At 64.4% G+C, this 26,983-nt stretch carries 25 protein-coding genes and 2 pseudogenes; 10 read left to right on the forward strand and 17 right to left on the reverse strand.

Going from position 1 to position 26,983, the window contains the following annotated elements; all coding sequences use genetic code 11:
* Positions 1-85: 85 nt before the first annotated feature.
* Both J2R80_RS00230 and J2R80_RS00235 read right to left on the reverse strand, forming a co-directional pair.
* Positions 86-601: a GFA family protein gene (locus J2R80_RS00230; protein WP_076827615.1), complete on the reverse strand. Its 516-nt coding sequence runs from the start codon at positions 599-601 to the stop codon at positions 86-88.
* Positions 602-663: 62 nt separating this feature from the next.
* On the reverse strand, positions 664-1,791 hold the full coding sequence (locus J2R80_RS00235; protein WP_253588134.1) for an alkene reductase: 1,128 nt from the start codon (positions 1,789-1,791) through the stop codon (positions 664-666).
* 161 nt (positions 1,792-1,952) lie between these two features.
* On the opposite strand from J2R80_RS00235, the gene J2R80_RS00240 reads away from it, so the two are divergent.
* A complete protein-coding gene (locus tag J2R80_RS00240) occupies positions 1,953-2,336 on the forward strand; it encodes a winged helix-turn-helix domain-containing protein (RefSeq protein ID WP_016846469.1) in 384 nt (127 codons plus the stop codon).
* Between the two features lie 128 nt (positions 2,337-2,464).
* Here J2R80_RS00240 and J2R80_RS00245 read toward each other — a convergent pair whose 3' ends face one another.
* Positions 2,465-3,589, reverse strand: a complete 1,125-nt coding sequence (locus J2R80_RS00245; RefSeq protein WP_253588135.1) for an IS481 family transposase — start codon at positions 3,587-3,589, stop codon at positions 2,465-2,467.
* A gap of 122 nt (positions 3,590-3,711) precedes the next feature.
* Between J2R80_RS00245 and J2R80_RS00250 the strand changes: the two genes are divergently transcribed.
* The gene (locus J2R80_RS00250; protein WP_229193596.1) at positions 3,712-4,875 is read left to right on the forward strand and encodes an IS4 family transposase; all 1,164 of its coding nucleotides are present in this window, start codon (positions 3,712-3,714) and stop codon (positions 4,873-4,875) included.
* A 48-nt stretch (positions 4,876-4,923) separates the two neighbouring features.
* On the opposite strand, the gene J2R80_RS00255 is transcribed toward J2R80_RS00250, so the two are convergent.
* Positions 4,924-6,420, reverse strand: a complete 1,497-nt coding sequence (locus J2R80_RS00255) for an aldehyde dehydrogenase family protein (RefSeq protein ID WP_253590513.1) — start codon at positions 6,418-6,420, stop codon at positions 4,924-4,926.
* A gap of 192 nt (positions 6,421-6,612) precedes the next feature.
* Here J2R80_RS00255 and J2R80_RS00260 point away from each other — a divergent pair, with 192 nt between their 5' ends.
* Positions 6,613-7,464, forward strand: coding sequence for an SDR family oxidoreductase (locus J2R80_RS00260; protein WP_253588137.1), 852 nt, complete (start codon positions 6,613-6,615; stop codon positions 7,462-7,464).
* 277 nt (positions 7,465-7,741) lie between these two features.
* Here the strand turns inward: J2R80_RS00260 and J2R80_RS00265 are convergent, their stop codons facing one another.
* The 8 genes from J2R80_RS00265 to J2R80_RS00300 form a co-directional block, all read right to left on the reverse strand.
* The gene (locus J2R80_RS00265; RefSeq protein WP_024581255.1) at positions 7,742-7,948 is read right to left on the reverse strand and encodes a hypothetical protein; all 207 of its coding nucleotides are present in this window, start codon (positions 7,946-7,948) and stop codon (positions 7,742-7,744) included.
* 320 nt (positions 7,949-8,268) lie between these two features.
* The gene (locus tag J2R80_RS00270; RefSeq protein WP_253637895.1) at positions 8,269-9,027 is read right to left on the reverse strand and encodes a hypothetical protein; all 759 of its coding nucleotides are present in this window, start codon (positions 9,025-9,027) and stop codon (positions 8,269-8,271) included.
* On the reverse strand, positions 9,024-10,145 hold the full coding sequence (locus J2R80_RS00275; RefSeq protein ID WP_076827623.1) for a GNAT family N-acetyltransferase: 1,122 nt from the start codon (positions 10,143-10,145) through the stop codon (positions 9,024-9,026). The genes J2R80_RS00270 and J2R80_RS00275 overlap by 4 nt, the downstream gene beginning before the upstream one ends.
* On the reverse strand, positions 10,142-11,341 hold the full coding sequence (locus J2R80_RS00280) for a hypothetical protein (RefSeq protein ID WP_076827625.1): 1,200 nt from the start codon (positions 11,339-11,341) through the stop codon (positions 10,142-10,144). The genes J2R80_RS00275 and J2R80_RS00280 overlap by 4 nt, the downstream gene beginning before the upstream one ends.
* Positions 11,338-12,213: a ThiF family adenylyltransferase gene (locus J2R80_RS00285; RefSeq protein ID WP_076827627.1), complete on the reverse strand. Its 876-nt coding sequence runs from the start codon at positions 12,211-12,213 to the stop codon at positions 11,338-11,340. Before J2R80_RS00285 ends, J2R80_RS00280 begins: the two co-directional genes overlap by 4 nt.
* Complete coding sequence (locus J2R80_RS00290; RefSeq protein ID WP_253588139.1) at positions 12,210-13,277, reverse strand: hypothetical protein; 1,068 nt, start codon at positions 13,275-13,277, stop codon at positions 12,210-12,212. The genes J2R80_RS00285 and J2R80_RS00290 overlap by 4 nt, the downstream gene beginning before the upstream one ends.
* 304 nt (positions 13,278-13,581) lie before the next feature.
* Positions 13,582-13,857 (reverse strand): YiaA/YiaB family inner membrane protein, encoded by a 276-nt coding sequence (locus J2R80_RS00295; RefSeq protein ID WP_038384293.1) that lies wholly within the window; start codon positions 13,855-13,857, stop codon positions 13,582-13,584.
* A gap of 83 nt (positions 13,858-13,940) precedes the next feature.
* The gene (locus J2R80_RS00300) at positions 13,941-14,636 is read right to left on the reverse strand and encodes a PspA/IM30 family protein (protein WP_253637896.1); all 696 of its coding nucleotides are present in this window, start codon (positions 14,634-14,636) and stop codon (positions 13,941-13,943) included.
* A gap of 112 nt (positions 14,637-14,748) precedes the next feature.
* Between J2R80_RS00300 and J2R80_RS00305 the strand changes: the two genes are divergently transcribed.
* From J2R80_RS00305 to J2R80_RS00315, 3 genes are all read left to right on the forward strand, one after another.
* Positions 14,749-15,357, forward strand: coding sequence for a TetR/AcrR family transcriptional regulator (locus J2R80_RS00305; protein WP_028341291.1), 609 nt, complete (start codon positions 14,749-14,751; stop codon positions 15,355-15,357).
* Positions 15,358-15,654: 297 nt separating this feature from the next.
* On the forward strand, positions 15,655-15,864 hold the full coding sequence (locus J2R80_RS00310) for a cold-shock protein (RefSeq protein WP_028341292.1): 210 nt from the start codon (positions 15,655-15,657) through the stop codon (positions 15,862-15,864).
* Positions 15,865-16,096: 232 nt separating this feature from the next.
* Positions 16,097-17,230: an acyl-CoA desaturase gene (locus J2R80_RS00315; protein ID WP_253590514.1), complete on the forward strand. Its 1,134-nt coding sequence runs from the start codon at positions 16,097-16,099 to the stop codon at positions 17,228-17,230.
* A 26-nt stretch (positions 17,231-17,256) separates the two neighbouring features.
* Here the strand turns inward: J2R80_RS00315 and J2R80_RS00320 are convergent, their stop codons facing one another.
* Positions 17,257-17,628 (reverse strand): cupin domain-containing protein, encoded by a 372-nt coding sequence (locus J2R80_RS00320; protein ID WP_057017895.1) that lies wholly within the window; start codon positions 17,626-17,628, stop codon positions 17,257-17,259.
* 189 nt (positions 17,629-17,817) lie between these two features.
* On the opposite strand from J2R80_RS00320, the gene J2R80_RS00325 reads away from it, so the two are divergent.
* A complete protein-coding gene (locus tag J2R80_RS00325; RefSeq protein ID WP_244558806.1) occupies positions 17,818-18,213 on the forward strand; it encodes a hypothetical protein in 396 nt (131 codons plus the stop codon).
* Positions 18,214-18,263: 50 nt separating this feature from the next.
* Here the strand turns inward: J2R80_RS00325 and J2R80_RS00330 are convergent.
* Positions 18,264-19,089: pseudogene (locus J2R80_RS00330) on the reverse strand (molybdenum storage protein subunit alpha).
* A 14-nt stretch (positions 19,090-19,103) separates the two neighbouring features.
* A pseudogene (locus J2R80_RS00335) lies at positions 19,104-19,914 on the reverse strand (uridine kinase).
* A gap of 397 nt (positions 19,915-20,311) precedes the next feature.
* Here J2R80_RS00335 and J2R80_RS00340 point away from each other — a divergent pair.
* Entirely contained in the window at positions 20,312-22,360 is a 2,049-nt protein-coding gene (locus J2R80_RS00340) for a hypothetical protein (RefSeq protein WP_253588142.1), read from the forward strand.
* 68 nt (positions 22,361-22,428) lie between these two features.
* Here J2R80_RS00340 and J2R80_RS00345 read toward each other — a convergent pair whose 3' ends face one another.
* Positions 22,429-23,406 carry a zinc-dependent alcohol dehydrogenase family protein gene (locus J2R80_RS00345; RefSeq protein ID WP_253588144.1) on the reverse strand — a complete coding sequence of 326 codons (978 nt, stop codon included), beginning with the start codon at positions 23,404-23,406 and terminating at the stop codon, positions 22,429-22,431.
* A gap of 119 nt (positions 23,407-23,525) precedes the next feature.
* Between J2R80_RS00345 and J2R80_RS00350 the strand changes: the two genes are divergently transcribed.
* Both J2R80_RS00350 and J2R80_RS00355 read left to right on the forward strand, forming a co-directional pair.
* Positions 23,526-24,107, forward strand: a complete 582-nt coding sequence (locus tag J2R80_RS00350; RefSeq protein ID WP_245311535.1) for a TetR/AcrR family transcriptional regulator — start codon at positions 23,526-23,528, stop codon at positions 24,105-24,107.
* Positions 24,108-24,249: 142 nt separating this feature from the next.
* The gene (locus tag J2R80_RS00355; protein ID WP_057017927.1) at positions 24,250-24,606 is read left to right on the forward strand and encodes a hypothetical protein; all 357 of its coding nucleotides are present in this window, start codon (positions 24,250-24,252) and stop codon (positions 24,604-24,606) included.
* A gap of 279 nt (positions 24,607-24,885) precedes the next feature.
* Here the strand turns inward: J2R80_RS00355 and J2R80_RS00360 are convergent, their stop codons facing one another.
* Complete coding sequence (locus J2R80_RS00360) at positions 24,886-26,961, reverse strand: pyridoxamine 5'-phosphate oxidase family protein (RefSeq protein WP_253588145.1); 2,076 nt, start codon at positions 26,959-26,961, stop codon at positions 24,886-24,888.
* Between the last annotated feature and the right edge of the window lie 22 nt (positions 26,962-26,983).

Consider the following 26,983-nt stretch of genomic DNA (forward strand, 5'->3'; position numbering starts at 1 on the left):
AGATGACCAAACTTGCGCGCGAGGGGCAATCGAGCGAGCGGTCATGGCCGCATTCCGCAGGCGCGCGCCTGAGGTGAAGCGCTCGCTAGAACATCCCCTCGCGCGCGCTGCGCTTCCTCTTTTTCGAGCGCTGCCAGACCACGCCGGGATAGCCCTTCAGCGGCACCAGCGGCTCGCCGGTGTAGGCCCATTCCTGCAGTTCCTCGATCGCGATGTGATAGAGCGGCTGCCGGCCGGTGCGCCCCGAGAACAGCGCGCGCGGGATGTTGACCATGTGCGGCGACCGCGCGCGTTCGTAGATGATGGGCGTGCCGCAATTGGCGCAGAAGCTGCGCGCGGTCTTGCTTTTCGCGTCCTCGTAGCGCGACAGCTCGCTTTCGCCTTGCGTAATGCGGAAGCGTTTCTTCCAGCTGCCGACATAGGTCGCATAAACCGCACCATGGGCGCGGCGGCTGGCGGCGCTGTGATCATGCCAGGCCCAGCGCGCCGGCACGTCGATCTCGAACCGCACCTTGCCGCACAGGCATTGGCCGGCCGCGGGCTTCGCCAGCGCCACCGGCTTTGGCTTCTTGGTCGGCTCGAACTCGTCGTCCGGAAACATCGCGGTCTCCCATCAAGGCGTTGTTGCCCGGACGAGCGAAGCGATATCCGGGCTACGAAGAGTTACGCCTGCGCCAGTTCGTCGTGCACGGGATAATCCGTGTAGCCCTTCTCCTCGCCGGCATAGAAGGTGGCGCGGTTGTACTTGGTCAAGGGATAGCCGCGCTGCAGACGGCGCGGCAGATCCGGGTTGGAGATGAAGTAGCGGCCGAACGCGATCGCATCGGCATGACCTTCGGCGACCGCGCTCTGCGCGGTTTCGCCGACGAAATTGCCGGCGGTGATCAGCACGCCGCTCCACATCGGGCGGTACAGCACCATCGCCGACGGCACGTTCTGCCAGTCGACCTCGGCACGCCCGGTGCCCGAGGCGCGCGGCTCGATGAAATGCAGATAGGCGAGCCCGAGCTTGTCCAGCGCCTTGATGGCGTGGCTGTAGAGCGGCATCGGGTCGGCCTCGCCGCTGCCATTGGCGATGCCGTAGGGCGAGAGCCGGACGCCGACGCGGCTCGCGCCCCACACCTCGGTCACCGCCTGCGTCACCTCGATCAGGAAGCGGACGCGGTTCTCGATCGAGCCGCCATACCGGTCGGTGCGCAGGTTGCTGCGCGACTGCAGGAACTGCTCGATCAGATAGCCATTGGCACCGTGAACCTCGACGCCGTCGAAGCCGGCGGCGAGCGCGTTCTTCGCGCCCTGCCGGTAGGCCTCGACCATCAGGGCGACCTCGTCGGTCTCGAGCGCGCGCGGCGTCTCGTAATCGACCACCTTGCCGTCCGCCGTCATGCACTTGAACTCGGAGGGGATCGCGACCGCCGACGGCGCCACCGGCAGCGCGCCGCCCGGCTGGAACGAGGAATGCGAGACGCGGCCGACGTGCCAGAGCTGCAGGAAGATCAAGCCGCCCTTGGCGTGCACGGCATCCACCACCTCGCGCCAGCCCGCGATCTGGGCCTCGCTGTAGATGCCGGGAACACCGGGATTGCCGAAGCCGGTCGCGACCACCGGCGAGGCCTCCGCGATCAGCAAGCCGCCCGGGGTGGCGCGCTGCGCGTAGTATTCCGCGTTGATCGGCCGCGGCGCGAGGCTCGGCCGCGCCGCCCGCATCCGCGTCAGCGGCGCCATCACGACGCGATGTTCGAGCTGGTAGGGACCGATCTTGAGCGGAGAGAACAGCGACGGAGGATTCATGCCTGCCCCAATTAATCTTGTGTCATTTCCCGTTGTAGTCCGGGCATGATCCGCCCGGAAAACCGGTACCCACTTTTCCGGATCATGCCCGTTATCTAACGGGTTCATCTTGTTCATGAAAGCGGGTAGTGGCAATCTGTTGCCACGAGAACGGGTCTCCCATGTCGAAATCGAGCGCCTCATCGCTCCCCTCCCTCAGCGTCCGCATCGACCTCGATGCCGAGGACCGGATCGGGCCGGGCAAGATCCTGCTGCTTGAGCGGATCAAGGAATGCGGCTCGATCTCCGCCGCCGGCCGCGCCATGGACATGAGCTACAAGCGCGCCTGGGACCTGGTCGACGAGATCAACCGCATCTGCCGGCAGGCGGCGGTGGAACGGCAGACCGGCGGCAAGAATGGCGGCGGCGCGGTGCTGACCCCGTTCGGCCTCTCCTTGGTGGCGCGCTACCGCAAGATCGAGCGCGACGCGGCAAGCGCCGTACGCAAGGATCTCGAGGCGCTGCGCAGCGACATTGGCAAGCCGAAGAAGGCCGCGGGGCGGTGAACGCAGGAACCGGCGGCTGTCGCTGGGGCGCTTACGAAAATATCGAAAACAACCCCATGCAAAGGAGCCGGCGACGGCCGGCGTTCGACAACCCAACTTGACGCGTCGGGCAAATCAGGGGTATTATTCTAATATTCCGAAATCATGCGGGGCGTTGGAGCGGAGAGCTCCCCTCGGCGAACACGCCGAGCGTTGAGACCTGTACCCCTCACCCGGATTGCATCTGGCGATGCAATCCGACCTCTCCCCGCAAGCGTGTTCGGTCCCGTGTGATTGGCGAGGGCCTGGATTGGCGCCAGGTAGCCGAGGCATTTGAGGCGGGTCCGATTGTAGTCGTGGACGAACTTGGCGATGAAGGTGTCGCGGTCGGCGTGGTTGACAAAGGTACGGCGCGCGCTGCCCCGTTTGTGTTCGCGGCCAATGGCTTCGGCGATGCGCCGGTTGAAGCGTTCGACGAGGCCGTTGGTTTGCGGGTGGTAGGGCTTGGTCAGGCGATGCTGGATTGCGCGCTGCTTGCAGAGCCGATCAAAGGGATGGTCGCCGGAAGGCTTCCCGACCGGTTTGTTCTTCTTGTCGACGGCGAAGCGGTCGGTGAACTCGGCTCCGTTGTCGGTCAGGATGGTGTGAACACCGTGCGGAAAGTCGGCCAGGAAGCGTTCGAGGAAGCCGGTCGCGGTCGTTCCGTCTCGCCTGGAATGGATCTCGACGAAGACGTATCGGGTGGCGCGATCGATCGCGACAAAGGCATAACTGGTGCGGCGTTGCAGCGCGGGCAGATACTTCACGTCGATATGAATGAAGCCGATGCTGGCGCTTTCGAAGACGCCGGCCCTGGGCTTGTCAGGCTTGGCAAGCCGGCTGATGCCGTTGCGCTGCAGGCAGCGGTGGATCGCGCTGCGGGACAGCTTGGCATTGATGCACCGCTGCATCACCTCGACGATATCGTCCAGCGGCAGCTGCAGCGATGTCCGCAGCTCACACACTGCCCGTTCCTCAAGGGCGGACAGGCTGGTCGTGAGGTGCTTCGGCCGATGCGAGCGATCCTCGACCGTGCTGCGACCGCGCCAGCGATAGATTGTGGTCTCGCTGACCCCCAGCTCGGCCGCCAATTGGGCGACCGACTTCCTGCTGCGCTGGATGTAGGCACGCGTCTTCGGTGTCGTCGTGGCGTTCGCATGCAGGCTCAGTTCCATGACGCGAAGCGCTCCATGATAAAAGCCACGCCTCGTTCTACACCGATTCCATCCAACCAATCAGCAGGGACCAAACACAAGCGCAGGGGTGTCCGGGGAATGATTCACTGTGTCGCGGTGCATGCTCGGCAGGACCGAGGCAAATCGGTCTTTTCTGGTTGTCGAGACACAGAGGGCCGAGCATGCGATATCGCGGTAGCATTTTTGGAAGGCTGCTTGAACCGATCAATCGACGGCAGTTTCAGACGGTTGTGGATCGTCTGGACGGGGATGCCTACGACAAGTCGTTCAGGAGCTGGGATCATCTGGTGGCGCTGATCTATGCCCAGCTTAGCGGCAACAGCAGTCTGCGCGGGGTGGTGACTGGCTTCAACGCCAACTCGCAGCATCACTATCACTTGGGAACCGGCAAGCTGTCGCGCTCGACGTTGTCCGATGCCAATGCCCGCCGTCCGATCGGCATTTTCGCGCAAACCTTTGCGGCGCTGTCGGCGATGGCGCGTCGCCAGCTGCGGAGTGAAGGCATGGAGATGGTGCGTCTGATCGACGCCAGTCCGATCCCGCTCGGCAAGGTCTGCAGTTGGGCGACGTGGAACGGCCGCATCCGCGGCATGAAGCTGCATGTCGTCTACGACCCAAGGAGCGATGTCCCGACCTGCGTCGAGATGACGGCCGCGAACGTCAATGACATCGAGATCGGCCGACAGACCCCAATCCAGCCCGCCACCACCTATGTGTTTGACAAGGGCTATTGCCGTTTCGACTGGTGGCAGAAGATCAATGATAGCAAGGCTTTGTTCGTTACCCGGGCGAAGACGAGCATCCGTCTTCGCTCGCTCAGGCATCGCGCCATCCGCAAGCGTAACGGGGATGGCTTCGAAATCCTTGCCGATGACGAGGTGAAGCTCACCAGCAAGGGCGATTCGCGCCTTCCAATCCCGCTCCGCCGCATCAAGATCAGACGCGAGAAAGGCGGCAAGATCACACTCCTGACCAACGACCTTGCCCGTAGCGCCGTCGAGATCGCCGCCCTCTACAAGAGCCGATGGCAAATCGAGCTGCTGTTCCGCTGGATCAAGCAGCATCTCGATATTCGCAAGTTCCTCGGCGCCAACGACAACGCGATCCGCCTTCAGGTGCTCGCTGCGATGATTGCCTACCTGCTGCTGCGCATCGCCGCTCACACCAACTGCATCAAAATGCTCCCGCTCAGGTTCGCCGAACTCGTCGGCCAGCTCCTGCTCACGCGTCGATCCCTCGCTGCCATCGACAAACCTCCGCCCATCAACCCCAGCCGTCGGAAATCAACCATCTCACCTGACCAGATGGAGCTCCGCTATGCCTGAATTTCCCCGGACACCCCTGCCGCACGCGGGGCGAGGTAAGAAGCGGCCCTAGCCCGTCTTGATCCAGACCGCCTTGACGTTGAGATATTCCTCGACGTGTTGCTTGCCGGACTCGCGGCCATAGCCGCTCATCTTGTAGCCGCCGAACGGCACCGCCGGATCCATCGCCTGGTAGCAATTGACCCAGACCGAGCCGGCGCGCAGCGCCTTGGCGACCTGGTGCGCCTTGCTGACATTGGTGGTCCAGACGCCCGAGCCGAGGCCGAAGGTGGTGGCGTTGGCGCGCTTGATCAGTTCGTCCGGATCCCTAAACGAGATCGCCGAGATCACCGGGCCGAAGATCTCCTCCTGCGCGATACGCATGTTGTCCTGCACGTTGGCGAACACGGTCGGCTGCACGAAATAGCCCTTCGACAGCGCGCCCTCGGTGAGGCGGCCGCCGCCGGCAAGCGCCTTGGCGCCCTCCTTCTGGCCGATGTCGAGATAGCCCGACACGCGGTCCATCTGCTGCTGCGACACCAAAGGGCCGATCTGGGTGTTGGGATCGAGGCCGTTGCCGACCTGCAGCTTCCTGCCGAACTCGGCGACGCGGCCGACGAATTCGTCATAGACCTTCTGCTCGACGAACAGCCGCGTGCCGGCGCTGCAGATCTGGCCGGAATTGGCGAACACCGCCATCGCCGCACCGGGCACCGCGGCGTCGAGATCGGCGTCGGCGAACACGATGTCCGGCGACTTGCCGCCGAGTTCGAGCGAGACGCGCTTGAGGTTGCCGGCCGAGGCGCGGATGATCGACTGGCCCGTGACGTGCGATCCGGTGAAGGCGACCTTGTCGACATCCGGATGCGAGGCAAGCGCGGCGCCCGCGGTCTCGCCATAGCCCGGCACGACGTTGACGACGCCGGGCGGAATGCCGGCCTCCATGCAGAGTTCGCCGATGCGCAGCGAGGTCAGCGGCGATTCCTCGGCCGGCTTCAGCACCACGGTGCAGCCGGTCGCGATCGCCGGGCCGATCTTCCAGATCGAGGCGGTCAGCGGCCCGTTCCAGGGGATGATCGCGCCGACCACGCCGATCGGCTCCTTCAGCGTGTAGGAGAAGATCTCACCGGGCAGCGAGTTCTCGATGGTCTCGCCGTGGATCGCGGTCGCCTGGCCGGCATAGTAGCGCAGCATGCCGAGCGCGCGCAGGCGGTTGCCGCGGGTCCGGCTGATCGGTGCGCCCATGTCGAGCGTGTCGAGCTGAGACAGTTCCTCGAAATTGGCTTCGACCAGTTCGGCCAGCTTGAGCAGCATGTTCTGCCGCTCGAACGGCTTCACCTTGCTCCAGGGCCCTTCGAACGCGCGGCGCGCCGCCGCGACCGCACGGTTGATGTCCTCGGCATCGCCCTCGGCGACCGACGCGAGCAATTCACCGGTCGCGGGATTGTGCGTCTCGAACTTCTTGCCGGAGGCGGCGTCGACCCATTTGCCGTCGATCAGCATCTTCTTGTAGGAGCCATCGGCATAAGGATGGCGCGTGATCGGAACAGCCTGCGAAACAGCGATGTTTGCACTCCCTGTAAAATGTCGGCTGAGGTCTTTTGGAAGCGTTATATCCCGAATTCTACAGCGCGAACGCGAAACCGTAAAGCCGAGCCGGCGTTGATCAGGGCGGCACGCACGAAAACCTCCCATGCGCGTGCGTGCATGGTACGATAGCGACCGCACCTCAGCCACACATGTGTCCGGAGACCGCAGATGCCCCACCCCGTGATATCAGCCAATCATGTTGCCGTGATCACCGGCGGCGCCTCCGGCATCGGACTTGCCGCCGCATTGCGGTTCGCGCAGGCCGGCATGAAGGTCTGCATCGCCGACCTCGACGACGACCGGCTAAAGGATGCTGCGACAAAGCTGTCATCTGCGGCGCCGGGCGGCGCTGATGACATTATGACGGCGGCTGTCGACGTCAGCCGCGCCGACGCGGTCGCAAGCCTGGAGGCCGCGGTCGCGAAAAAGTTCGGCGGCACCGACATCCTGATGAACAATGCCGGCATCCAGCCCGGCAGTGCGATGTTCGGGCCCGCGGACAATTGGCAGCGCATCCTTGGCGTCAATCTGTGGGGCGTGATCAACGGCACCCAGGCGTTCGCGCCCAACATGATCAAGCGCGGCCGGCCGGGATTGATCATCAACACCGGATCCAAGCAGGGCATCACCACGCCGCCGGGCGATCCCGCCTACAACGTTTCCAAGGCCGGCGTGAAGGCATTCACCGAAGCGCTGCAGCACGAGCTGCGCAACACCGTCGGCTGCAAGATATCGGCGCATCTCTTGATCCCCGGCTTCGTCTTTACCGGGCTGACCGCGCGCGGCCGCACCGAGAAGCCGGCCGGCGCCTGGACAGCGGAGCAGACCATAGACTTCATGATCGAACGCCTCGATGCCGGCGATTTCTATATCCTCTGCCCCGACAACGACGTGCCGCGCGCACTCGACGAACGCCGCATCCTGTGGGCCGCCGGCGACATCGTCGAGAACCGCCCGCCGCTGTCGCGCTGGCATCCGGATTACGGCGATGCTTTCGCCGCGTTCGTGAAGGGGAGGTAGGGCCACCCGTCATTGCGAGGAGTTCGCGACAAAATTGCAAAGCAATTTTGCGCTGAAGCGACGAAGCAATCCATGGCACCGCATACGCGGAAGGATGGATTGCTTCGCGGAAGCCCGTCATCCGGCGGCGCTTCGCGCCGACCGGGTGGCTCGCAATGACGTGGAAGCATCGTCGAGAATTGTAGCGAGCGGCCTCCGCACGCCGTCGTCCTGGCGAAAGCCAGGACGACGCTGAATACATTCACATTCTGTCAGGATGACGGGAGCGCGGCCCCGCTCACAGCGTTTCCTGCTTGTGGTCGCAGTTCTTGCAGGTGAACTTGACGCGGGACTGGCCCTTTTCCGCCTGCACCCGGTTCGGCGCACCGCATTTGCCGCAAACGGCCTCGATCCGGGTCGTGCCCTGCTTGATGACCAAGTTCCGCTTTTCCATGGTCTCGCGGATGAGGCGTTCGGCCTCCTCGCGCAGCGATTGCTTCGACATCATCTCCACCGGTCGTTGGTTAGCGGGCGGCGTCATAGCACGACCGCGTGAAGTTTTGACAGCGGGGATTGCAGCTTAATTTTCAGACAATGAGCCGGTCAACCGGCAACCGGAAATGCCGCGGTTTGATCGGTTTTGACGGCCGGCCGATGCGGAACACATTGACGAGGCGCAGATCGGCGCCAATTTTGCCGAGCTTTCGCAGCCGGTCGTTGAAGTCAGGATGATCTGATAGCGCCGAAATCGGGCACGCCGCGAAACCGGCGCGATCGATCTCCAGCCAGGCGCGGTAGAAATGGCGTCCGGTCGTGAGTGGATCCTCACCGATCGGGACGGCAAAACAGCACGATCGCCGATGCCGACGCGGTCTTGGCGCCGTCGGCAAGCAACGACGCGGCGAGGCCGAGACGATCGAGCGGCTTGAACAGGCTGCCGAGCACGTAACGCGCGGCGGTGGCCTCGACCACATTCATGGCCAGCGCATCACGGTTGAGGCCATCGAGCAGATAGTGCGGATGGCCGGGCGACAGCCGCATCCATGCGAGCAGCTCGGCCCGGTAGTCGTCACCGCGGACAAAGGAGAATTCGGCCCGATCGGCCCAGCCGGCGATATCGGCAATCGCCCGGCGATCGCCAATGCAGATCACATCGTCGCGCGCGGCAACCAGCTGCGCCAGCGCCGCCGCATCATCAAGCGACGCCGCGAACTTGCCGCGCCACGACATGCGGCGCGCCACGAGGTCCGCCAGCAGATCGGGCTCGGCTCCTTGCTTGATCGCAAAGGAGCAGAGCACGGTAAGTTGCGGCGACAGCGGCTGCTCGAGCGTGGTGATGCCCGTGATTGCGAAGCCACGGCGGTTAAGCGCGAGACTCATACCCTCCAGCGCCGCGCCGTGCGACACCAGAACATCATGCCCCGCGGGATCGGCGACCGGGGCGCGGACGCGGGTCGCATCGACCAGCGCCAGCCGCCCGTCGCCGAGCAGGCGCCAGCGGGTCGGCTGGATGTTGTGGACGCTCGGCGCCAGCCGCGCCTCCGCGACCAGCTCGCGCAGCAGATCCGGCGTCAGCGCGCTCATGCTGCGGCCAGCCGCTTGGTGAACAGATGCAGCCGGTGCAGCGGCCTTGCGCCGACCTTCTCGACCTGGCGCAGCGACGGACCGTTGATATCGGCGATCCAGGTGCCGCCCAGCGTGCGGTAGCCCGCCTCCTGCAACGCCAGCGCGGTGCGGTAGAGCATCGCGCCGTTGAGGCCGCGATTGTGCAGGTCGCGGCAGACCGACTGATAGATCAGCACCGCGCGCCTGTTCATCACGCGGTGCTGCACGAATTTGAACGGCGCTGACAGCCCGACCCGGCCATCGATCGCCTTGATCAGCGGATTGAGGTCAGGGATCGCGATGATCGCGCCGGCGGGCCTGCCGCGGTGATAAACCACGGTCGAAATCCGGTTGTCGATGATCCACATCATGTCGCCGGCCTGGAACAGATATTCGGCGGCGGTCGGCGGCACGAACATCGGATTGTCGGCAAAGCCGTCATTGAGGATCAGCCGCGCATCCTCCAGCCGCACCTTGAAGGCGGAACGCTTGATCGGCTGCCAGACGAAATCCGGGTCAGCGAGCACGGCGCGCTGCTTGTCGCCGAGCAGTTGCTCCGGCTTGCCGCCGTCGAGCGCGATCTCGAACGTCGTCATCGGGAAGGTCGCGGCGTAGCCGGCGCGTTCGAGATGCTGTGCAATGTGCGGCGGCGACCACATCATGTCGGTGAAAGGCGCATGGTCGAACCCGTCGGTCATCACGCCGATCTGCTGCATCGCCGTGAGGTTGAAGTTGCCGGTGACGCGGCTCATGCCGCGCGCCGACAGCCATTGCTCGGCGGCGCGCAGCAGCGCATCGGCCACTTCGTCATCGTCGATGCAATCGAAGAAGCCGAATGCACCGTGGCGGGTGCCGTGCTTGCGGTTGGACGCGTCGTGGATCGAGGCGGCGATGCGGCCGACCGGCCGCCCATCGCGATGCGCGGAGAACAGCGCATAGCGGCCGTGGCCTTCGGTGACGAACGGGTTCTTCGCCGGATCGAACATCCGGTCGAAATCGCTCCACAGCGGCGGCACGTAAAGGCTGTCGGGCCCATAGGCGTTGAGCGCGGCGTCGAATGCCGCCCTGCGGTCGCCCTCGCGGATCTCTGATGTCATTTGGCCTCCGGGGTCAACGCCAGCAGCCGGCGCACCAGCGCCAGCGCGGTCTCAGTGGCGGGGTCGGCCGCGGTGACGGGCACCGCGAGCACGATCAGGTCGAGCGGATCGTGTCCGAGCACGATGACATGGGAGGCGTTGTTGGCTGCGATCAGCGACACGATGCGCTCGGCCGCGGGATCGGTCGGCGCCAGTCCCCACGGCGCGTCGGACCGCCGCAGCACACGCCGTGTCGACAGGAAGTCGTGCAGCAGCGGCGGATCGTAGAGCGCAAGCTCGTTCTCGCGGAAGCGCCGCGCGCTTTCGAAGATCGGGTGCCGCGCCAGCTCGGCGATCAACTGCTCCCTTGTCTGCGCCGGCGATGCCGCGACTGAGTTGAGCACGCCCGGCTCCTGCGATTCGAACAGCGCCCGCAGCGCGTCCGTCATCAACCCGATGGTCAGGACGCCGGCGATCGCAACCGCGACGAAACGGATCATCTGCGCGGCGTCGACGTCGGGCGCCATGAAGGCAGCGGCGAGGCCTAGCAGGCCCGACGAGATCAGCCGCAGCGCCATCATCGCAAGGCCGTGCCGGCGCGTCTCGGCGCCGCCGCCGGCGATCAGCATCACGGTCACGGTGAGCAGCGCGCCCAGCGCGCCGAGCCGCACGGGGATATCGGGAAACAGCGTGCGGAAATCGGTCAGGATGAACGGGATCACGACCAGCGCGCCAACCGCCATGCGGCCGATGCTGCGGTTCTCCGCAGCCATCAGCGAGGCGCGATCGCGCGTTGCCAACAGCAGCGCGCAGGTGGCGAAACCCAGCAGCTGGAACAGCGCCAGCGCGATCGCGTAAGGCATCGCCAGCCGTTGCAGTCCGAACAGGCCGCCGAGACCGAGCAGGATGGCGCCCGCGAGCGCCGCGATCTTGACCGCGCGCGGCGCGTGGCGCCGCAGGATGCCTTCGGTGACGATCAGGGCGCCGAGCGGGACCAGCGAGGCCGGGATCACCGAGAGGCGGTCGAGCAGGCGGCTTCCGGTCCACCAGGCAAGACCGCGGTCGAGGAACAGAATCGCGATCACGCCGAGCGCGAGCAGCAGGCGGCGCGTCAACGGGCTCCTCGGATCGCGCCGGTAGAACGTCATCATCGCCACGGCGAGCCCGATGGCGCCGCACAGATTTACGATGGAATCGGCGATCACCCCGGAGGTCATTTGCCGCCCGTCAGTTCATCGATGGCCCGCCGCACCAGCGGACGCATCAAGGCGGCGACCAGCGCATTGCGCGGCTTCTCGATCGCGGGCCGGTGCGGGTTGAGAAACCAGCCGCGACAATCGGTGCCGGAGGTGCGGCCGAGGATCAGCGCGACCGCCTCATAGGCCATCAGCATGCCGGTCGAGATCACCATCGGCGCAAACGACATCCGGCTGCGGCGGCCGGCGGCGACTTCGCCGGCGATGGCGAGGTCGACATAGTTGCGCGACGAGGAGTGCAGCATCACGTGCTCGATCTCGGCGCGCATCGCGGCGCGGCGGTCGTCCTCGGTGATTTCGGTCCAGTCCTTGCCAAGCGTCGGAAAGCCGAGGCGCTGCTCGGGCCGCGGATCGTGCGGGCGCACCACGATCACCGACGGCAGCGGCGACATATAGGCGTCGATCACCGTTGCATCGGCGCGCTTCGCGGTCCGGTACAGATGCACGCCGGCGGCGATATCGTCCATGCCGTTGACGATGACCGGGCACTGCGCGGCGATCCCGGCCAGCTCGCTGGTCCAGTTCTCGCCAAGCACCTCGATCTCGATGGTCGGATTGATCCGTTTTGCGGCTTCGGCGGCAACCGCCGCCTTCTCGCGCCCGACCTCGTCGGCGAAGGCGAACACCTGGCGGTTGAGGTTGGAGACCTCGAAGCGGTCGATGTCGGCGATCACGAATTTGCCGACGCCGGCGCGCGCCAGCGCCATGAAGGCCGCGCCGCCCATGCCGCCGACGCCGCAGACGAACACCCGCGCCTGACGCAGCAGCTGCTGCTCGTGCTCGTCGATGAAGCCGATATTGCGGCCGGTGAAGGAATAGTAGTCGAAATTCATCGCGCGGCCCCGTTATCCTGCTTGCGCGGACGCAGCGTGCCGAAGGCGCGGCTGTCGTCCATCCAGTAGACCACCGGCAGCACCAGCCGCTGCAGCGCCAGCATCGCGGACGCCGCGAGCAGCGACGGCAGCGAGCCCGAGGGCACCTCGCTCATGAGATAGCGGCGTGCGCCGGCAAGATCGACACGGCCGAGCTGCAGCACGTCGTCGCCGCGGCCGTAATCCAGCTCGCGTGCGCAGAACTCGTTGTAGATTGTGTTGCGATGTTTCGGGGCGATCTCGAAGGTCTTCTTCAGCGCGTCCGAGCCGCCGGTATAGGCGTTGGTGATGACCGAGCGCGCCTCGTCGAAGCCGGCCTCGTCGCCGACGCCGAACACCGCGCGATGCCTTGCCATGATGCCGCGCGCCAATTGGAGATGCGCAAAGCTCTGTCGCGCGCCCGGCAGCGGCGACGGGTAGACGTCCGAGAATGTATCACTGACCATGCCGACCACCGCCGGCACCTGGGTGACGCTGGAGATCCATTTCGGCCGCAGCCCGTCGCGGGCGAACAGCACCAGCGCGGTCAGGCCGTAGAGCACCCAGGACAGCCCCTGCCCGCGCACATCGGGATCGACCATGACGAGGCCGAGATGGGTGACCTCGGCCGGCTCGCCGTCGAGCGGCACGTCCATCACCGACAGCGCGTTGAAGGCGATCGGCCGCCCGGTGTCTTCCTCCGAGATCAGCGTGACGACGGCGCGCGACAGCCGCTCGGGTTCACCGGAGAAGATGCCGTAGGTCAGGCTCTCCTCGGGCAGCGTCTTGGCGGCGACGATGCGCAGCTGCTCGACCAGCGCGTCGAGCTCGTCCCTCGGCAGCGACAGACCGGGCGATTCGACGATGCGGGTGCGCTGGCCGGCCTGGGTACGCAAGCTGAGATCGATGGTCGGCTGCGACAGCGCCTTCAGCCAGAAGCCGCCATGGCTGCGCAGACCGTCAAAGGCGGCGCGCGCCTTGCCGAGACTCTTGGCAAGGCTCTTGCTGCCGCGCGAAGCCGGCGTGGGATTGTCCGTGGACGCCATTTCTCTGTCCCTCGGGCGCGATCTCTGCACTCGCCCCTGTTAAGGAGCCATGAGCGCAACCTGACGCTGTTTGCCGCACGGTAAACAAGGCCTTCCGGAAACGGAACAAGTTGGCCGTAAGCGGTCGGCGGCCTATCCACACCGTCATTGCGAGGAGCGATAGCGACGAAGCAATCCATCGCTCGGCATACGCGGAAGAATGGATTGCTTCGCTGCGCTCGCAATGACGGCGGGGTCGGCCAAGTCCCCGGAACGACAAAAGCGGCGGGTGAGAAACCACCCGCCGCTTCGACTTGACTTCGGCTCACCCGGCCTTGGAGACCTCCATCAGCAGGCGCTCCGCCTTGGCGTCCTCGATGCGGTTCACGAACTTGCTGCTCTCGTAATTGTCGCGCACCGTCTTGGTCAGCGTGACGCAGGTCTGGATCAGCATCACGATGCCCATCGTGAGATAGCCCTTCATCCAGAGGTCGATCGGCAGGAAGAACACGCCGACGGCGACGAGGAAGGCGGAAGCCGCGAAGGACGCGTAAGTGAAGGTAACCCAGCTGCCGCTGTGGGGTTGGATGGTCTGGTTCATGGTGGTCTCCTTGATGATAGATGGTTTGAAATTGGCTTGGTTTCAGACTTGAAGTTCAGGCTTGAGGTTTCAGGCTTGGGATTTCAGGCTGCTGGCGGGCGCTTGGCTTTCAGCCGCGCCAGCACGTCGTCGGCGGTCGATTTCATGCGCGGGCCAAAGCCCTGCTCGGCGAGCTTCTCGGCGGTGGCTGATGGTCCCGAGGCGGCGTCGATCTCGACCAACGCCTCGTCGGCGGCCTGGATCTCCATCTGTCGCTCGCGCAGCCGCTTCAGCGTCGCCTCCGCTTCCGGCAGCGTCGACTCGTAGGGGCGCGCCGCCTCGATGCCGCTCCGGCGCAGCGAACGCACCGCTTCCGATGCGCGGGCGAGGCGCCGGCCGCGGTCGAGCTCGGCGATGCGCGCCTCGGCGTTGCCGACATGGCGCTTCAGCCGTGTGATCTCGGAGGCGAACAACGCGCGTGCGGTCATCGCGGCATCGCGCTCGGCTTCGAGATTGGCGATCGCCTGCGCGGCTTCGCGGGCGAGGTCTTCCCGGCCGCCCTCGAGTGCCGCCGACGCGCGCACCTCGAGATCGGCGATCCGGGCGTTGGTGGCGTCGAGCCGCCGGCCCTCCTGCTGGTCGCCGGCGATCGCCAGCGCCAGGGTCCGCTTCGAGCGGTCGACGGCGGCGGCGGCATCGCGCATCTGCTGGTCGAGGATGACCAGCGCGGCGCGGTCTTGAAGTTCCTCTTCGGCCACCGCAACGGTGCCGCGGAAAAGAGTGAAAACAGTTTTGAACATTTCATCGCTCCCTGTTATGAGCATCGCTCATGAATCTCTTGTACCACATACTGAGCATTGCTCAAGAATTATTTGAGCGACGCTCAAGATGAGGGTTAACGAAGGATCAAAGATGTCCAAGGCATTGGAACGACGTGCAAAATTGCGAGAAGCGCTGATCGAGGCGGCGGAACGGGCGATTGCGGCAAAGGGTCTCGGCGGCCTGAAAACCCGAGAACTGGCCCAGGAAATCGGCGTCGCCAATGGCGGCGTCTACAATCTGGTCGAGGATGTCGACGAGCTGATCCTGCGCGTCGGCTCGCGCACGCTGGCGCGGCTCGATGCGTCGCTGTCGCTGGCCGAGATCGGCGGGGCGGCGGCGCCGCGCGAGATGCTGGTGCGGATCGCGGTCGCCTATTGCGATTTCGCCGCCGACAATCTCGAACTGTGGCGCGCGCTGTTCGAGCACCGCATGCAGCCCGGCAAGCCGGTGCCGGAATGGGCGATCACCGAGCAGATGGAATTGTTCCGCCACATCTACAAGCCGCTCGCCGCGCTGTTTCCGCAGCGTTCGCCGGCGCAGCTCGGCGTCACCGCGCGCAGCCTGTTCTCCGCCGTGCACGGCATGGTCGCGCTCGGGCTGGAGCACAAGCTGATCGCGGTGCCGATCGGCGCGCTGCGGAGCGAGATCGCAACGTTGACGCGCGCGATGGTCGACGGACTGACGGCGAAGAAGGATTAAGCCGCGTGGCCCCAAACCGCACGATGTCCCCGCCATCCGGTCAAGCAAAGTTGCCGCAGAGCACCGTGAATTGCAGCCGTTGCCCCAGGGGACGCAGCGGTCGAGGTCAGAAAGGGGAGAAAGCCACTTGCGGAATGACCGAACCGTAGCTATCTACCGCTGATCGAATTTCGGCCGAACGACTTGGCCTCGCCGCTGATAGCGTGCCTGACTGACGACCCTCACCCCCTGAACTTCGAATTCGCCCGCTGCACTCGTGAGTGCGGCTCCAAACACGTATCTATAGGACGATTTTCCATGAGCATGGGAACTGTGAAGTGGTTCAACAGCCAGAAGGGTTTCGGCTTCATTCAGCCGGACCAGGGCGGCCAGGACGTTTTCGTTCATATCAGCGCAGTCGAACGCGCCGGCATGAGCACCCTCAACGAGGGACAGAAGGTCTCTTTTGAGATCGTTGCAGACCGCCGGACCGGCAAATCTGCTGCGGACAATCTGCGCGCGGTGTAAGCTGCGACAATTGGCCATGCTGCTTTGACCACGGATGAACTGGCAAAGCCTCTGGTTACGCGACCCCGCGACCGGTCACCCGGCCGCGGGGTTCTCTTTGTCAACACCGCGCGCAATGCCCGCCAGGACCAGGACTTGAACCGTCTGCCGGCGAAACGGCCCGCGCATCGAAGCAGCTGAGGTCGCGAGCGTGTCCACCAATATTGATCCAGCTCGGCAGCACGACGACATCATGTACCCGCAGGTCCTCCCGTTTCTGCTGGTCCACGCAGGGTGTCTGGCGGCGATCTGGACGGGCGTCTCATGGCAAGCGACCGCAATTTGCGTCGCTCTGTATTGGCTGCGCATGTTTGCGATCACCGCCGGCTATCATCGGTACTTCTCGCATCGGGCTTATTCAACAAGCCGGGCCTTTCAATTCATCCTCGCATTCCTCGCCCAAAGCAGCGCTCAGAAAAGCGTCCTTTGGTGGGCCGCGAAACATCGACATCACCATCTTCATTCGGATACCGAGCAAGATGTGCATTCGCCGGGGCATAAAGGCTTCGTGCACAGTCATCTCGGGTGGATTTTTTATCGACAGCACGATGCAACTGATCTGACGAAAGTTGCGGATTTTGCCTCGTATCCGGAATTGATGTGGCTTCACAGATTGGAGGTCTTGCCGGCGATCGTGGTCGCAGGTCTGTGCTTCCTCATCGCCGGATGGCCCGGGCTCGTGGTCGGTTTCTTCTGGAGCACCGTGCTGCTGTATCACGCCACGTTTTGCATCAACTCCCTCGCGCATGTTCACGGGCGCAAGCGGTACGTTACGGGCGATGACTCCCGCAACAATTGGCTGCTGGCTCTGTTTACGATGGGTGAGGGTTGGCACAACAATCATCACGCCTACCAAAGCAGTGCGCGGCAAGGCTTCCGGTGGTGGGAGATTGATGTGACCTATTATGTTTTGGTGACTTTGTCCTTGCTCGGTATTGTCTGGGATCTGAAGGCGCCGCCCACGCTGGTTCTCCGCAACGAGCAGCGCTTGGGATCGCGTGTGATAAAGCGAACGGCTGAACAACTCGCTGGTCGCTTCAATCCCGAGTACATCGCGCAGGCCATCAAATCGTCGGTCCACGAAACCGGATTGTCGGTGCGGGAAGCGCTTGTTCTGTTACAGCATCGCGCCGACTTGCATCTGCCCAGCATACCAACGCGCGACCGGTTGTTGGCTGAAGCCCAGGCCATGTTCGCAAAGACAAGTTCGTTGGACGACATTGTCGACCGTGCGCATGAACTCCTGGTGGAGTCGGTTTGCCTCCTGCTCGCCGTTCCACCTCGGATGGCCGGCGCAAGCCCGAAACCTCAGGTGAGCCAACCGTAACATTTTGCCTTGGCCTTTTCCCGACCTCACGGCTCCATCGCGTAGGCGCGCCCGGGCTCGAGCGCGTAGATCGTCAGGAAGCGCAGCGGCCGTTCCGGATCGCAATTGCGAAACAGCGTGTGCGGAACGTCAGGGCGATCCTGCAAGGTCTCGCCCGCCCGATACTGGCGCGGCGCCTCATCGTCATACGCGGACTCGGCAACGCCTTCGACGATGAAGACCACGCCGCCAACGGGATGCCGATGCAGCGGGGCGACCCCGCCGGGCGGATAGGTCACCTCGGCAACGACAAGCTCGCGATCATCGCCGGGCAAAGCGAGACGCTCAAGGGTCTTGCGGGTGACGCCGGCGAATCCGGCTTGTTGAGCTTTTGCCTGACCGTCGCTGCCTTCAGCCATTGGAACCCTTCCCTGTCACGCGCGCCTTTGCCCCATTCAGATCAAGGCTGCGGTGACTATGGGGGCGCTTCAACGACGCAACAAGCGCCCAAGCATTTCAACACATGTCGCGCGGGCGAGGCGAAGCCCTTGCCACCCCTGCTCCCACGTTGCAGGATTCCTGCGAGAACCTTCAGCAGTGGGCCTTGCATGAAAACGAGTATCGTCACGACGCGGGCGTCGGGGATCGCCGCCCTGGCGCTCATCTTTGCATTAAATGTCACGCCGGCATCTTCGGCGCAGCCCGTGCCGGAATGTTCGATGTCGATGACATTGGCGGATTGGGGCGAGAATTCGAGCGGCGATATCGACGTCGCCTCGGGCCAAAGCTGCCAGATCCCGATCGGGATCCGCGGCACGGTGACGGACTCCGCGATCTCGCAGAAGCCGGCCTACGGCAAGCTGAAGAAGATCAACGCATCGACCTTCGAATACAGGGCGAAGGCCAAGTACAAGGGCAGCGACACCTTTGCCATCAAGGCAACGGGCCAGGGGCCGAAGGCATCCGGCACCTCGGTCATCACCGTGCACGCGACGATCAAGTAGTCCCTCGGTCGCGCGCCGCCTAAACGCGACGCGCGAGCATTACATCGGTATCAGGCCGGCCGCGCGCCGGTGCGGATGATCGATCCCGACATGCTGGCCACGCAGCGCCGCCGCGAGCCGGCCGGGAACGAGGCCGTTCACGACCTGCACCGGCTCGATATGCCGCGCATTGGCCATCACCTCGAGCAGCGCGGGATCGAACGGCAGCGTGCCCTTCAGCTTCGCAAGGTCGGCGAGGCTGGCCTCGCGCAGCAGCTGCGCCTTCTTCCCCTCGGGACCATTCGGATCGTCGGTGTAGACGCCGTCGACATCCTCGACGATCGTCAGGCCGGCGGCACCGAGCGCATCGGCGATCAGGAACGCACCGGTGTCGGCGCGATGCAACGGGATGCGCGAGACCGGGAATTCATGATGGTGATAGGGCGGAAACGCGCTGCCCACCACGGCGCGGGCCGCGGAGAGATGGATCGCAAGCTGGCTCGCGATGGTCGGATGCTCGATATAGGACACGCCCTCCGGCGCGAGCAGGCAGGCCAGGATATGGCCGTTCTGGCCGGCTTCGCTCGCGGCGAGTGGCGCGAGCGAGCCGACCGGCAGGCCGAGATCGAGGCCGACGCTGTAGAGATGACGGGCGCGGATGCCTGCGCCGGTCAGGATCAGCAGGCGGTGCTCGGGCAGCAGCGAACGCAACTCGGCGACGATCGGCAGGATCGCCTCGTGGCCGCGATCCATGATGGAGCGGCCGCCGATCTTCACCACCTGCACCCAGGGCAGCAGCGGGATCGGGCGGCCGCCGGCAACGGGACGGGTGAGATCGCTGTCGAGCAGGGTCTGGCGCGCGAGCGGCGAGGCGACGTGCTTGATGGTGTCATCCATGGTCGTGTCCCTGCTCAGTTCGCGGTGATGATGGTGCCGACATGCTCGCCCGCAAGCGCGCGGGTGAGGTTGCCGGGGACGAGGCCATTGACGACCTGCACCTGCCGGACATGGCGCGCGGTGGCGAGCAGATCGAGCACCGGGAATTCGAGGATCGAATCCTGCAACCCCTTGGCCTTCATCTCGGCGACCGAGATCTTCGGGATGAAGGTCGCGCCCTTCGAGGTCTTGGGGTTCGCGGTGTAGAGACCGTTTTCGTCCTTCACATAGATCATCGCCTTGCAGCCGAACTGTTCGGCGACCAGGAAGCATCCGGCGTCGGTGCGATAGGGCGGGATCATGCCCTCGGGTGCCGGCCGCATCCAGAGGCCGTAAGGCGGCATGCCGCTGAAGATCACGGCGTTCACCTCGGCAAGATAAAGCGGCACGGCCGACAGCCCGGCGCCGCTGACCGCCGAGATGCCGTGCCTGGCGAGCAGCTGGCCCAGCATCACCGCGTTCTGGTCGGCAACCGAGGCGCCGAGCTGCGACAGCACGCCGGCCGGCAGCCGAAGCCCGGCCGCGATCGAATAGAGGTGCCGGGCACGGGTGCCCGCGCCGGTCCCGATCAGGATCTTGTGCGCCTTGCGGGCCGCGACGATCTCATCGACCAGCGGGTAGACGGCGGCGCGGCCGCGGTCGATGACGCTTTGCCCGCCGATCTTGATCACGGTGGCATCCGGCAGGATCCGGAAGTCCGATGCCGCCTCTGCCGTCGCCAGAAGCTGGATCGGTCAACGATCGCTGCATCAGGAGCGCTTCAAGCTCCGCCGTCGTGTTCACCATGAGAAACGTCCTTTCTCCAATGCGCCTGGCATTGCTTCCGTCGGCCCGCGATGTTCGATGTCTCCACCGGTGTCTCGCAAAGACCGGTGTTCGAATTGCACTGCTAACGGCAAGCCTGGCGCGTCTCAAGCCGCAACGGCCGGGATAGACCATCGCGAATGGCACCGGCGAGTGCGTGTCGCGACACCCGGTGCGAGGCCGCTCGGAACCGGATACCTATGACGTTTTGCCGCACGCGACCTGACTGATGGGTGTGACACCCATCATAGATGCTGCATTGAAATTCTGCGATCCTGAATTTGATATTAACGATTTCTTCGGAATGCGCTGATCTCAGCCGCACGATACTAATCTCAGCCTGGCCCGCCTCACGGGCCAAAATTGATTGCCTTGCACCTTGGAAATTAGCCGGTCTCGACCGGCGCACCCCACGAGGAAGCAAACCATGGCCAATTCCGCACCGGTCGTCACGATTGGTAACCACAGCCTGTTGTACAATCAGTGGCAAAAAATACAGCCATGGCTCACCTATGCCGACTCCGACGGCAATCCCGCGCAGAAATTTCAGTTCTGGGACGGCGGCACAGCTGCGAACAGCGCCTATTTCTGGACTTCCACCAACGACCATTGGGCCGCCAACACGACGATCGAAGTTTCGGCCTCTGACCTCTCCGACGTGTGGGTGCGTGCTGGTGCGGTCGGCGGCACCGAGACACTGTGGGTACGCGCTTTCGACGGGACCGATTGGGGTAACTGGACGTCTTTCACGCTCACGACGATTCCAAACACTGCGCCGGTCGTCACGGTCCCCGACGTGCAGCTGCACACCAATACTTGGACGCAAGCCAAGAATTGGCTGACCTACTCAGATGCCAACGGGGATGCAGCCACCAAATATCAATTCTGGGACAGCGGCACCTCCGCAACAAGCGCCTATTTCTGGACTTCCACCAATGATCATTGGGCTGCCAACACGACGATCGAAGTGGCGGCCGCCGACCTGGCCGATGTCTGGATCAAGGGTGGCTCGACAACCGGTGCCGAGACGTTCTGGGTCAGAGCGTTCGACGGAACAGACTGGAGCAACTGGGACAGCTTCACGCTGACGTCGGCCAATACTCCGCCCGTCGTGACAGCCGGTGATCATTCCATACATATCGATCAATGGGTCACCGTCGACAACTGGTTGACCAAGACCGATGCCAATGGCGATGCGATCACGAAGTACCAGTTCTGGGATAGCGGCACCGCCGCCACCAGCGCCTATTTCTGGACACCCGACAATTCCCACTGGGCTGCCAACACGACGATAGACGTTTCGGCTGCGGACCTCGCCAATGTCTGGATCCATGGCGGCTCGACAACCGGTTCCGAGACGATGTGGGTAAGGGGATTCGACGGAACGGAGTGGAGCTCCTGGGACACATTCACCGTGACGTCGACGCCGAACACGGCTCCGGTCGCGACCATCAACGACCAGTCGCTGCACGTCAATCAATGGGTCAAACCGCAAGGCTGGCTCACTGCCAGCGATGCCGAAGGTGACACGATCACCAAATACCAGTTCTGGGACGCCGGCGCGGGCGCGACCAGCGCCTATTTCTGGACACCCGACAATTCCCACTGGGCTGCCAACACGACGATCGACGTTTCAGCATCCGATCTGGCCAATGTGTGGATCAAGGGCGGCTCGACGACCGGTTCCGAGACGATGTGGGTAAGGGCATTCGACGGTATCGCCTGGAGCAATTGGGACAGCTTTAATCTGACGTCGACCAATACGGCTCCGACCGCGACGATCAACGATCAAACGCTGAACGCCGCGCAGTGGGCGCAGCTCGTCAACTGGACGACGGCATCCGACACTGACGGCGATGCAATCACCCAATACCAGTTCTGGGACGGTGGCGGGGCTGCGACCAGCGCCTATTTCTGGACGCCCGACAATTCACACTGGGCGTCCAGCACGGTCATCGACGTCTCGGCGTCCGACCTCGCCAATGTATGGGTGCGAGGTGGCACCGCGGCCGGTACCGATTCCATGTTTGTGCGCGCTTTCGACGGAACGAGCTGGAGTGCCTGGGACAGCTTCACCGTGACCAGCCTGGCAAACCACGCACCCGATGCCTCGATCAGCAATCAGACCTTGCATGTCAACGAGTGGAGCCAGGTCGGCAACCTGGTGTCCTATGCTGACGCTGACGCGAATCCCGCGGCCGCCTATCAGTTTTGGGATGGCGGCGGCAACGCCAACAGCGGCTATTTCTGGACCTCTGCGAATTCCCATTGGGCAGCCAGCACCGTGATCGACGTCAATGCCGCCGACCTCGATGATATCTGGATGCGTGGCGGCGCCACCACCGGCAGTGAGACGATGTATGTGCGCGCCTATGATGGTATTGACTGGAGTGCGTGGCACGCGTTCACGCTCTCGACCATCGTCTAGCTGCCCCGGCGTGACGTCGTGAGGACATGCGCCGGCGTGTCGCGCCGGCGAATATCGGGGGGTACGACCTAACTTGGCGTGAAGATCACCTTGCCCTTGAATGCCGCCGCCTGCGCGATCGCCTGTGAAAAATCCTCCAGGCGATAGGTGCCGACCACCGGCGCGCTGATCGCACCCGATGCGACCATCGGCACCAGATGGTCGTACATTCCGGCCAACGCTTCGTCCGTCGCAGCCTTGCCCCAATGACCGAGCCAGAAGCCGCGCACCGACACCTCGTTGAAGATCACGCTCAAGGCCGAGCCGGAGAACGGCTGTCCGCTCATCGCGCTGTAGATGACGAGCACTCCTTTTGGCGCGAGGCAGTTCATCAGGTTCAAGGCGGATGAGCCGCCGACCATGTCGAGCGCCAGCTGGATCGGCGCCCCACCCGTTTCCCTGGCGACGCGCTTGGCGAGATCCGGCCCGTCGAGCAGCACGATATCGCCGCCGACCGACTTGACCTCGTCCACGACGTCCTCGCGGCGGACGATGTTGACGGTCTTGAGCCCGAGCGACTTGGCGATGGCGATCACCGCGCGCGCCGTCGCCGAATTGGCGCCGTTCTGGATCACCCAGCCGCCGGGCGGCACTTTCACGAAATCGGTCAGCAAGAGATAGGCGGTGGCCGGATTGACCCCGATCATGGACAGTTGCTGGACATCGGCATTGTCAGGCAGCGCACGCTGCCATGATGCGGTGAATTTGACCCGCTCGGTCCAGGTCGGGACCGTGAAGGGAATCAGCGTGCGGTCGCCCTCCTTCAGATTCCTCACCTGCGATCCGGCGGCAACAACCCGCCCGACGCCCTCGATCCCGAGCGTGGCCGGCGGTGACGGCAGATAGCCGTAGCGCCCGGCGATGATCATGAAATCCGAATTGTTGATCGGCGCAGCCTCAACCGCGACCACGATCTCGTCGGGGCCGGGGCTGCCGACGTCCGGCACCTCGTTGAGCTTGACCACGTCCGCTGCACGTCCGAACGCAACGACCTGAACCGCTTTCATGGCGTGATCTCCCGATTTCGTTGTGTACTTCTAAGTACAGAATATGGATTGCGTCAATAGCCGGATCTGCCTTCACAGCAAGGTGAAGGCTTCACATCCGACGCGGGAGTACATAAAAGATGGATATGGCAAGGCCGCGCAGCTTCGATCCGGACGATGTCCTGGAAATCGCCCGCCAGATGTTCTGGCAGAAGGGCTTTCAGGCGACTTCGCTCGACGACATCACGGCGGCGAGCGGCGTCGCGAAACCCAGCCTCTATGCGGCGTTCGGCGACAAGAACGCGTTGTTCCTGAAGGTGCTGGACCGCTATCACGACGGCATCCTCGGCTGGGCCGAGCGCGTGCTGGCGCAGCCGGGGCCCACGCGGGACGTCATCAGGCAGTGGCTTACCGGCTTCATTCCCTATTGCTCGGGCGAGAAGGGACAGCGCGGCTGCCTGTCGATCAATTCCGCGACCGACGGCTCGCTCGACCAGGTCGAGCTCCGCAAGAGCATCGAGCGCTACAACCGGCGGCTTGAAGAGCTGCTGCGCGCGCGGCTGCGCACCGATCGCGCCCAGTTCAGGAAGGGCTTTGACCCTGACGTCACCGCCCACACCATCATGGTGGTGCATGCCGGACTGCTGGCGCTCGCGCACCAGAGGCCGGATTCGAAGCAGGTGAAGTCCGTGATCGACCAAGTGATGAGCCTGCTCGCCTGAGTTTGTCGGCACCCGGCCTTCCGGCAGCCCCCGCGCGCTCTCACGATTGTGATTATATGACGATTATCATCTAATTGATGTCCCGATCTCGATGACCATCTCCGGGCTGGCTGTCATGGGCTTTCCGGATTTTGGGGATCAGATGAACAAACGGTTTTGGCGTGCGGCAATCGTTCTAGTCACCGCCCTGCTGGCGAAGCCGGCGATCGGGCCGGTGCAGGCCCATGATCACGGGCATCCCGAATTGAACGCCTGGTATGAGAGCCTGCGCACCGTCAAGGGCCCCTGCTGCGACGGCAGCGACGCGAAGCGTGTCGATGACGCCGATTGGGACACCAAGGACGGCCACTATCGCGTCCGGCTCGAAGGCGAGTGGGTCGACGTTCCCGATGAGGCCGTCGTCGCCGGACCGAACCGTGCCGGCCGCACCATGGTCTGGCCGTATTATCTGGACGGGCACCCGAGGCCACGCTGCTTCATGCCGGGCAGCATGGGCTAAACACCATGAGTTAGGTTCAATCGATCTCGCAACGCGCTGACTACACCTCTCCCGCTTGCGGGGTCGAGACGAGCGAAGCTCGCTCTTAGGTCGCATCGCATCGAATATGCGATGCGGGTGGGGGCTCTCTCGGCAGCGTGACTCGCGGAGAGAGCCCCCACCCCAGCCCTCCCCCGCAAGCGGGAGAGGGGCGCACCACCTTGCGATTGCCATTCAATCTAATCTCATCATGCCTTCGGCGACCAAGCTGCGCAGGCCGGCGTCCTGCGGCACAGCTGATCAGAGATCCAGCTGGATCCGGTCCTCGCCGTTGGCCTCCGGCTTCGCCGGCACGGCGCAGCAGATCAGCACCTCGTCATCGGCTACCTCGGCGGCGGGCTGCTTCACATAGGTCACGGCGCCTGCCAGCAATCGCGTTCGGCAGGTTCCGCAATTGCCCTCCCGGCAGCTGAAGGCGGGGCTAAGGCTGCGCGCTTCCGCCAGTTCGAGCAGCGTCCCCGCCTCCGGCGTCCAGCGCGCCTCCTTCAACGAAGTGGTAAAGGCGACCGGGACCGGCGTTGTCGCGGGCGGTCGCCGCGGCGGCGCTGCGGTGACGAGGTCGGGCTTCCGAACCAGCGATGAAGGACCGAATGCTTCGGCGTGAATCCTGCCGTCGGCAATGTTGTAGCCGCGCAGGGCGTCATAGAGCGATTGGGTGAACCGCGGCGGTCCGCACAGATAGAAGTCATAGTCGTTGAACGGCAGGACGCGCGACAACAGCGCCATGTCGATCCGTCCCGCCGCGTCGTAGTCTGTGCCCTGCTCGGCGCCGTCGACATCGCCGAGGACGCGGACGATCCGCACCGCGCCGCCGGCGGCATCCACCAGCTGCTGCAATTCATTGCCGAACGCGCGGTCCTGTTTCGCATGCGCGGCCTGGATCAGGGTCGTCGGCCGGATGCCGCGGGTGCGCAGCCCCTCATAGACCACGTGGCGCAGCATCGCGAGCAGCGGCGTGATGCCGACACCGCCGGCGAGCAGCACCGCGGGCCGCTTCTCGCGCGCATCGATCGTGAAGCCGCCAGCCGGAGCGCGCGCTTCGATGATGTCGCCGACATGGATGGTATCGTGGAGATGCTGCGATACGACACCGTCGCGCTTCACGCTGATCCGGTACATGCCGTCCGACGGCGCGACCGACAGCGTGTAGGTGCGGATGACCGGCTTGTCGATACCGGGCAACGAGAGACGAATCGGCAAATGCTGTCCCGCCCGGTGCGGAAGCAACCCCGCGCCGTCGTCCGGCTGCAAATGAAACGAGCGGATCGATCGGCTCTCGTCGACGATCCCAGTGACCTTGAACGGCCGCCACTGCGTCGCGCGCTCGGCGGCGCGGATTCGGTCGGCGGTCTGCACCCAGTCGCCAGTCATCAGCGAATTCGGCGACCAGCCTTCGGCCCGGAACGCCCAGCGCAGCGGCAGCGCGCCGCGCCGGCGCACCACGCGGCGGGCACGGAAGCTCCACAGCCGCTCGGCACCCTGAAACGCCGCGATCTCCGGCGAGTCCAGCATCACCTCAGCGTCACCGCTCAGCTGCAGCAGGTCGCCGGTTTCGAAATCGACAAACACCAGCCCGGCCTTGCCGTTGACGAGGATGTTGCCGAGCGTGTTGAAGAACAGATTGCCGGCGAAATCGGGAATCGTCAGCGTGCCGTCGTCGGCGACGCGGACGAAGCCCGCCCGGCCGCCGCGATGCGAGACGTCGACCTGACGACGGTCCTCACGCTCGGCATAGGACGCCACGAAGAACGTGTCGGCTGCCCTGATCATGTCGCGCGCGGCCTGATCGAGCGCCGTGCTTGCCTCGATCTCTCCCGTGAACGGTTCGTCCGGCGCGCGCACGAAGGTGAAATCGCGAAGCTGGATATACTGCGCGCAATTGCCAAAGCTCTGATCGAGCTCGAAGCTGAGTGCCTTACCTGACGATGCACGCAGCAGCCCGTTGGCACGGTTGCGGCGCCGCGTTTGCAATTCGATTCCGAGCAGTCCGATCGCATCGCCCGCGCGCATGCCTTCGCTGACGGGATCGCTGGCGTCAGTCCGCGCATCGATCTCGAGGCTGCGCGGTGTCGGCGAGGAAATGAAGCCGGGCCTACCGGCCAGCAACGAAGCCCAGGCGTCGCCGCTTCGGTCCACGCTGCCGACGACGATGAAGGGAATCTGCGCGAAGAAATCGCGATGCTGGTCGGGCATGAAGTCGCGCACCGCACGCTGGCCGACGGCCTCCATCTTCTCGGCGACACCAACCTGCTGCTGGATCGCCTTTTCGCCGGCATGCCAGGTCGCGAGCTTGCTCTTGGTTCGTCTGTCGCTCATCGTATCGCCCTCCCCTTCGGGG

This window comes from Bradyrhizobium sp. USDA 4541 (assembly GCF_024171085.1).
Classification (GTDB): domain Bacteria; phylum Pseudomonadota; class Alphaproteobacteria; order Rhizobiales; family Xanthobacteraceae; genus Bradyrhizobium; species Bradyrhizobium australafricanum.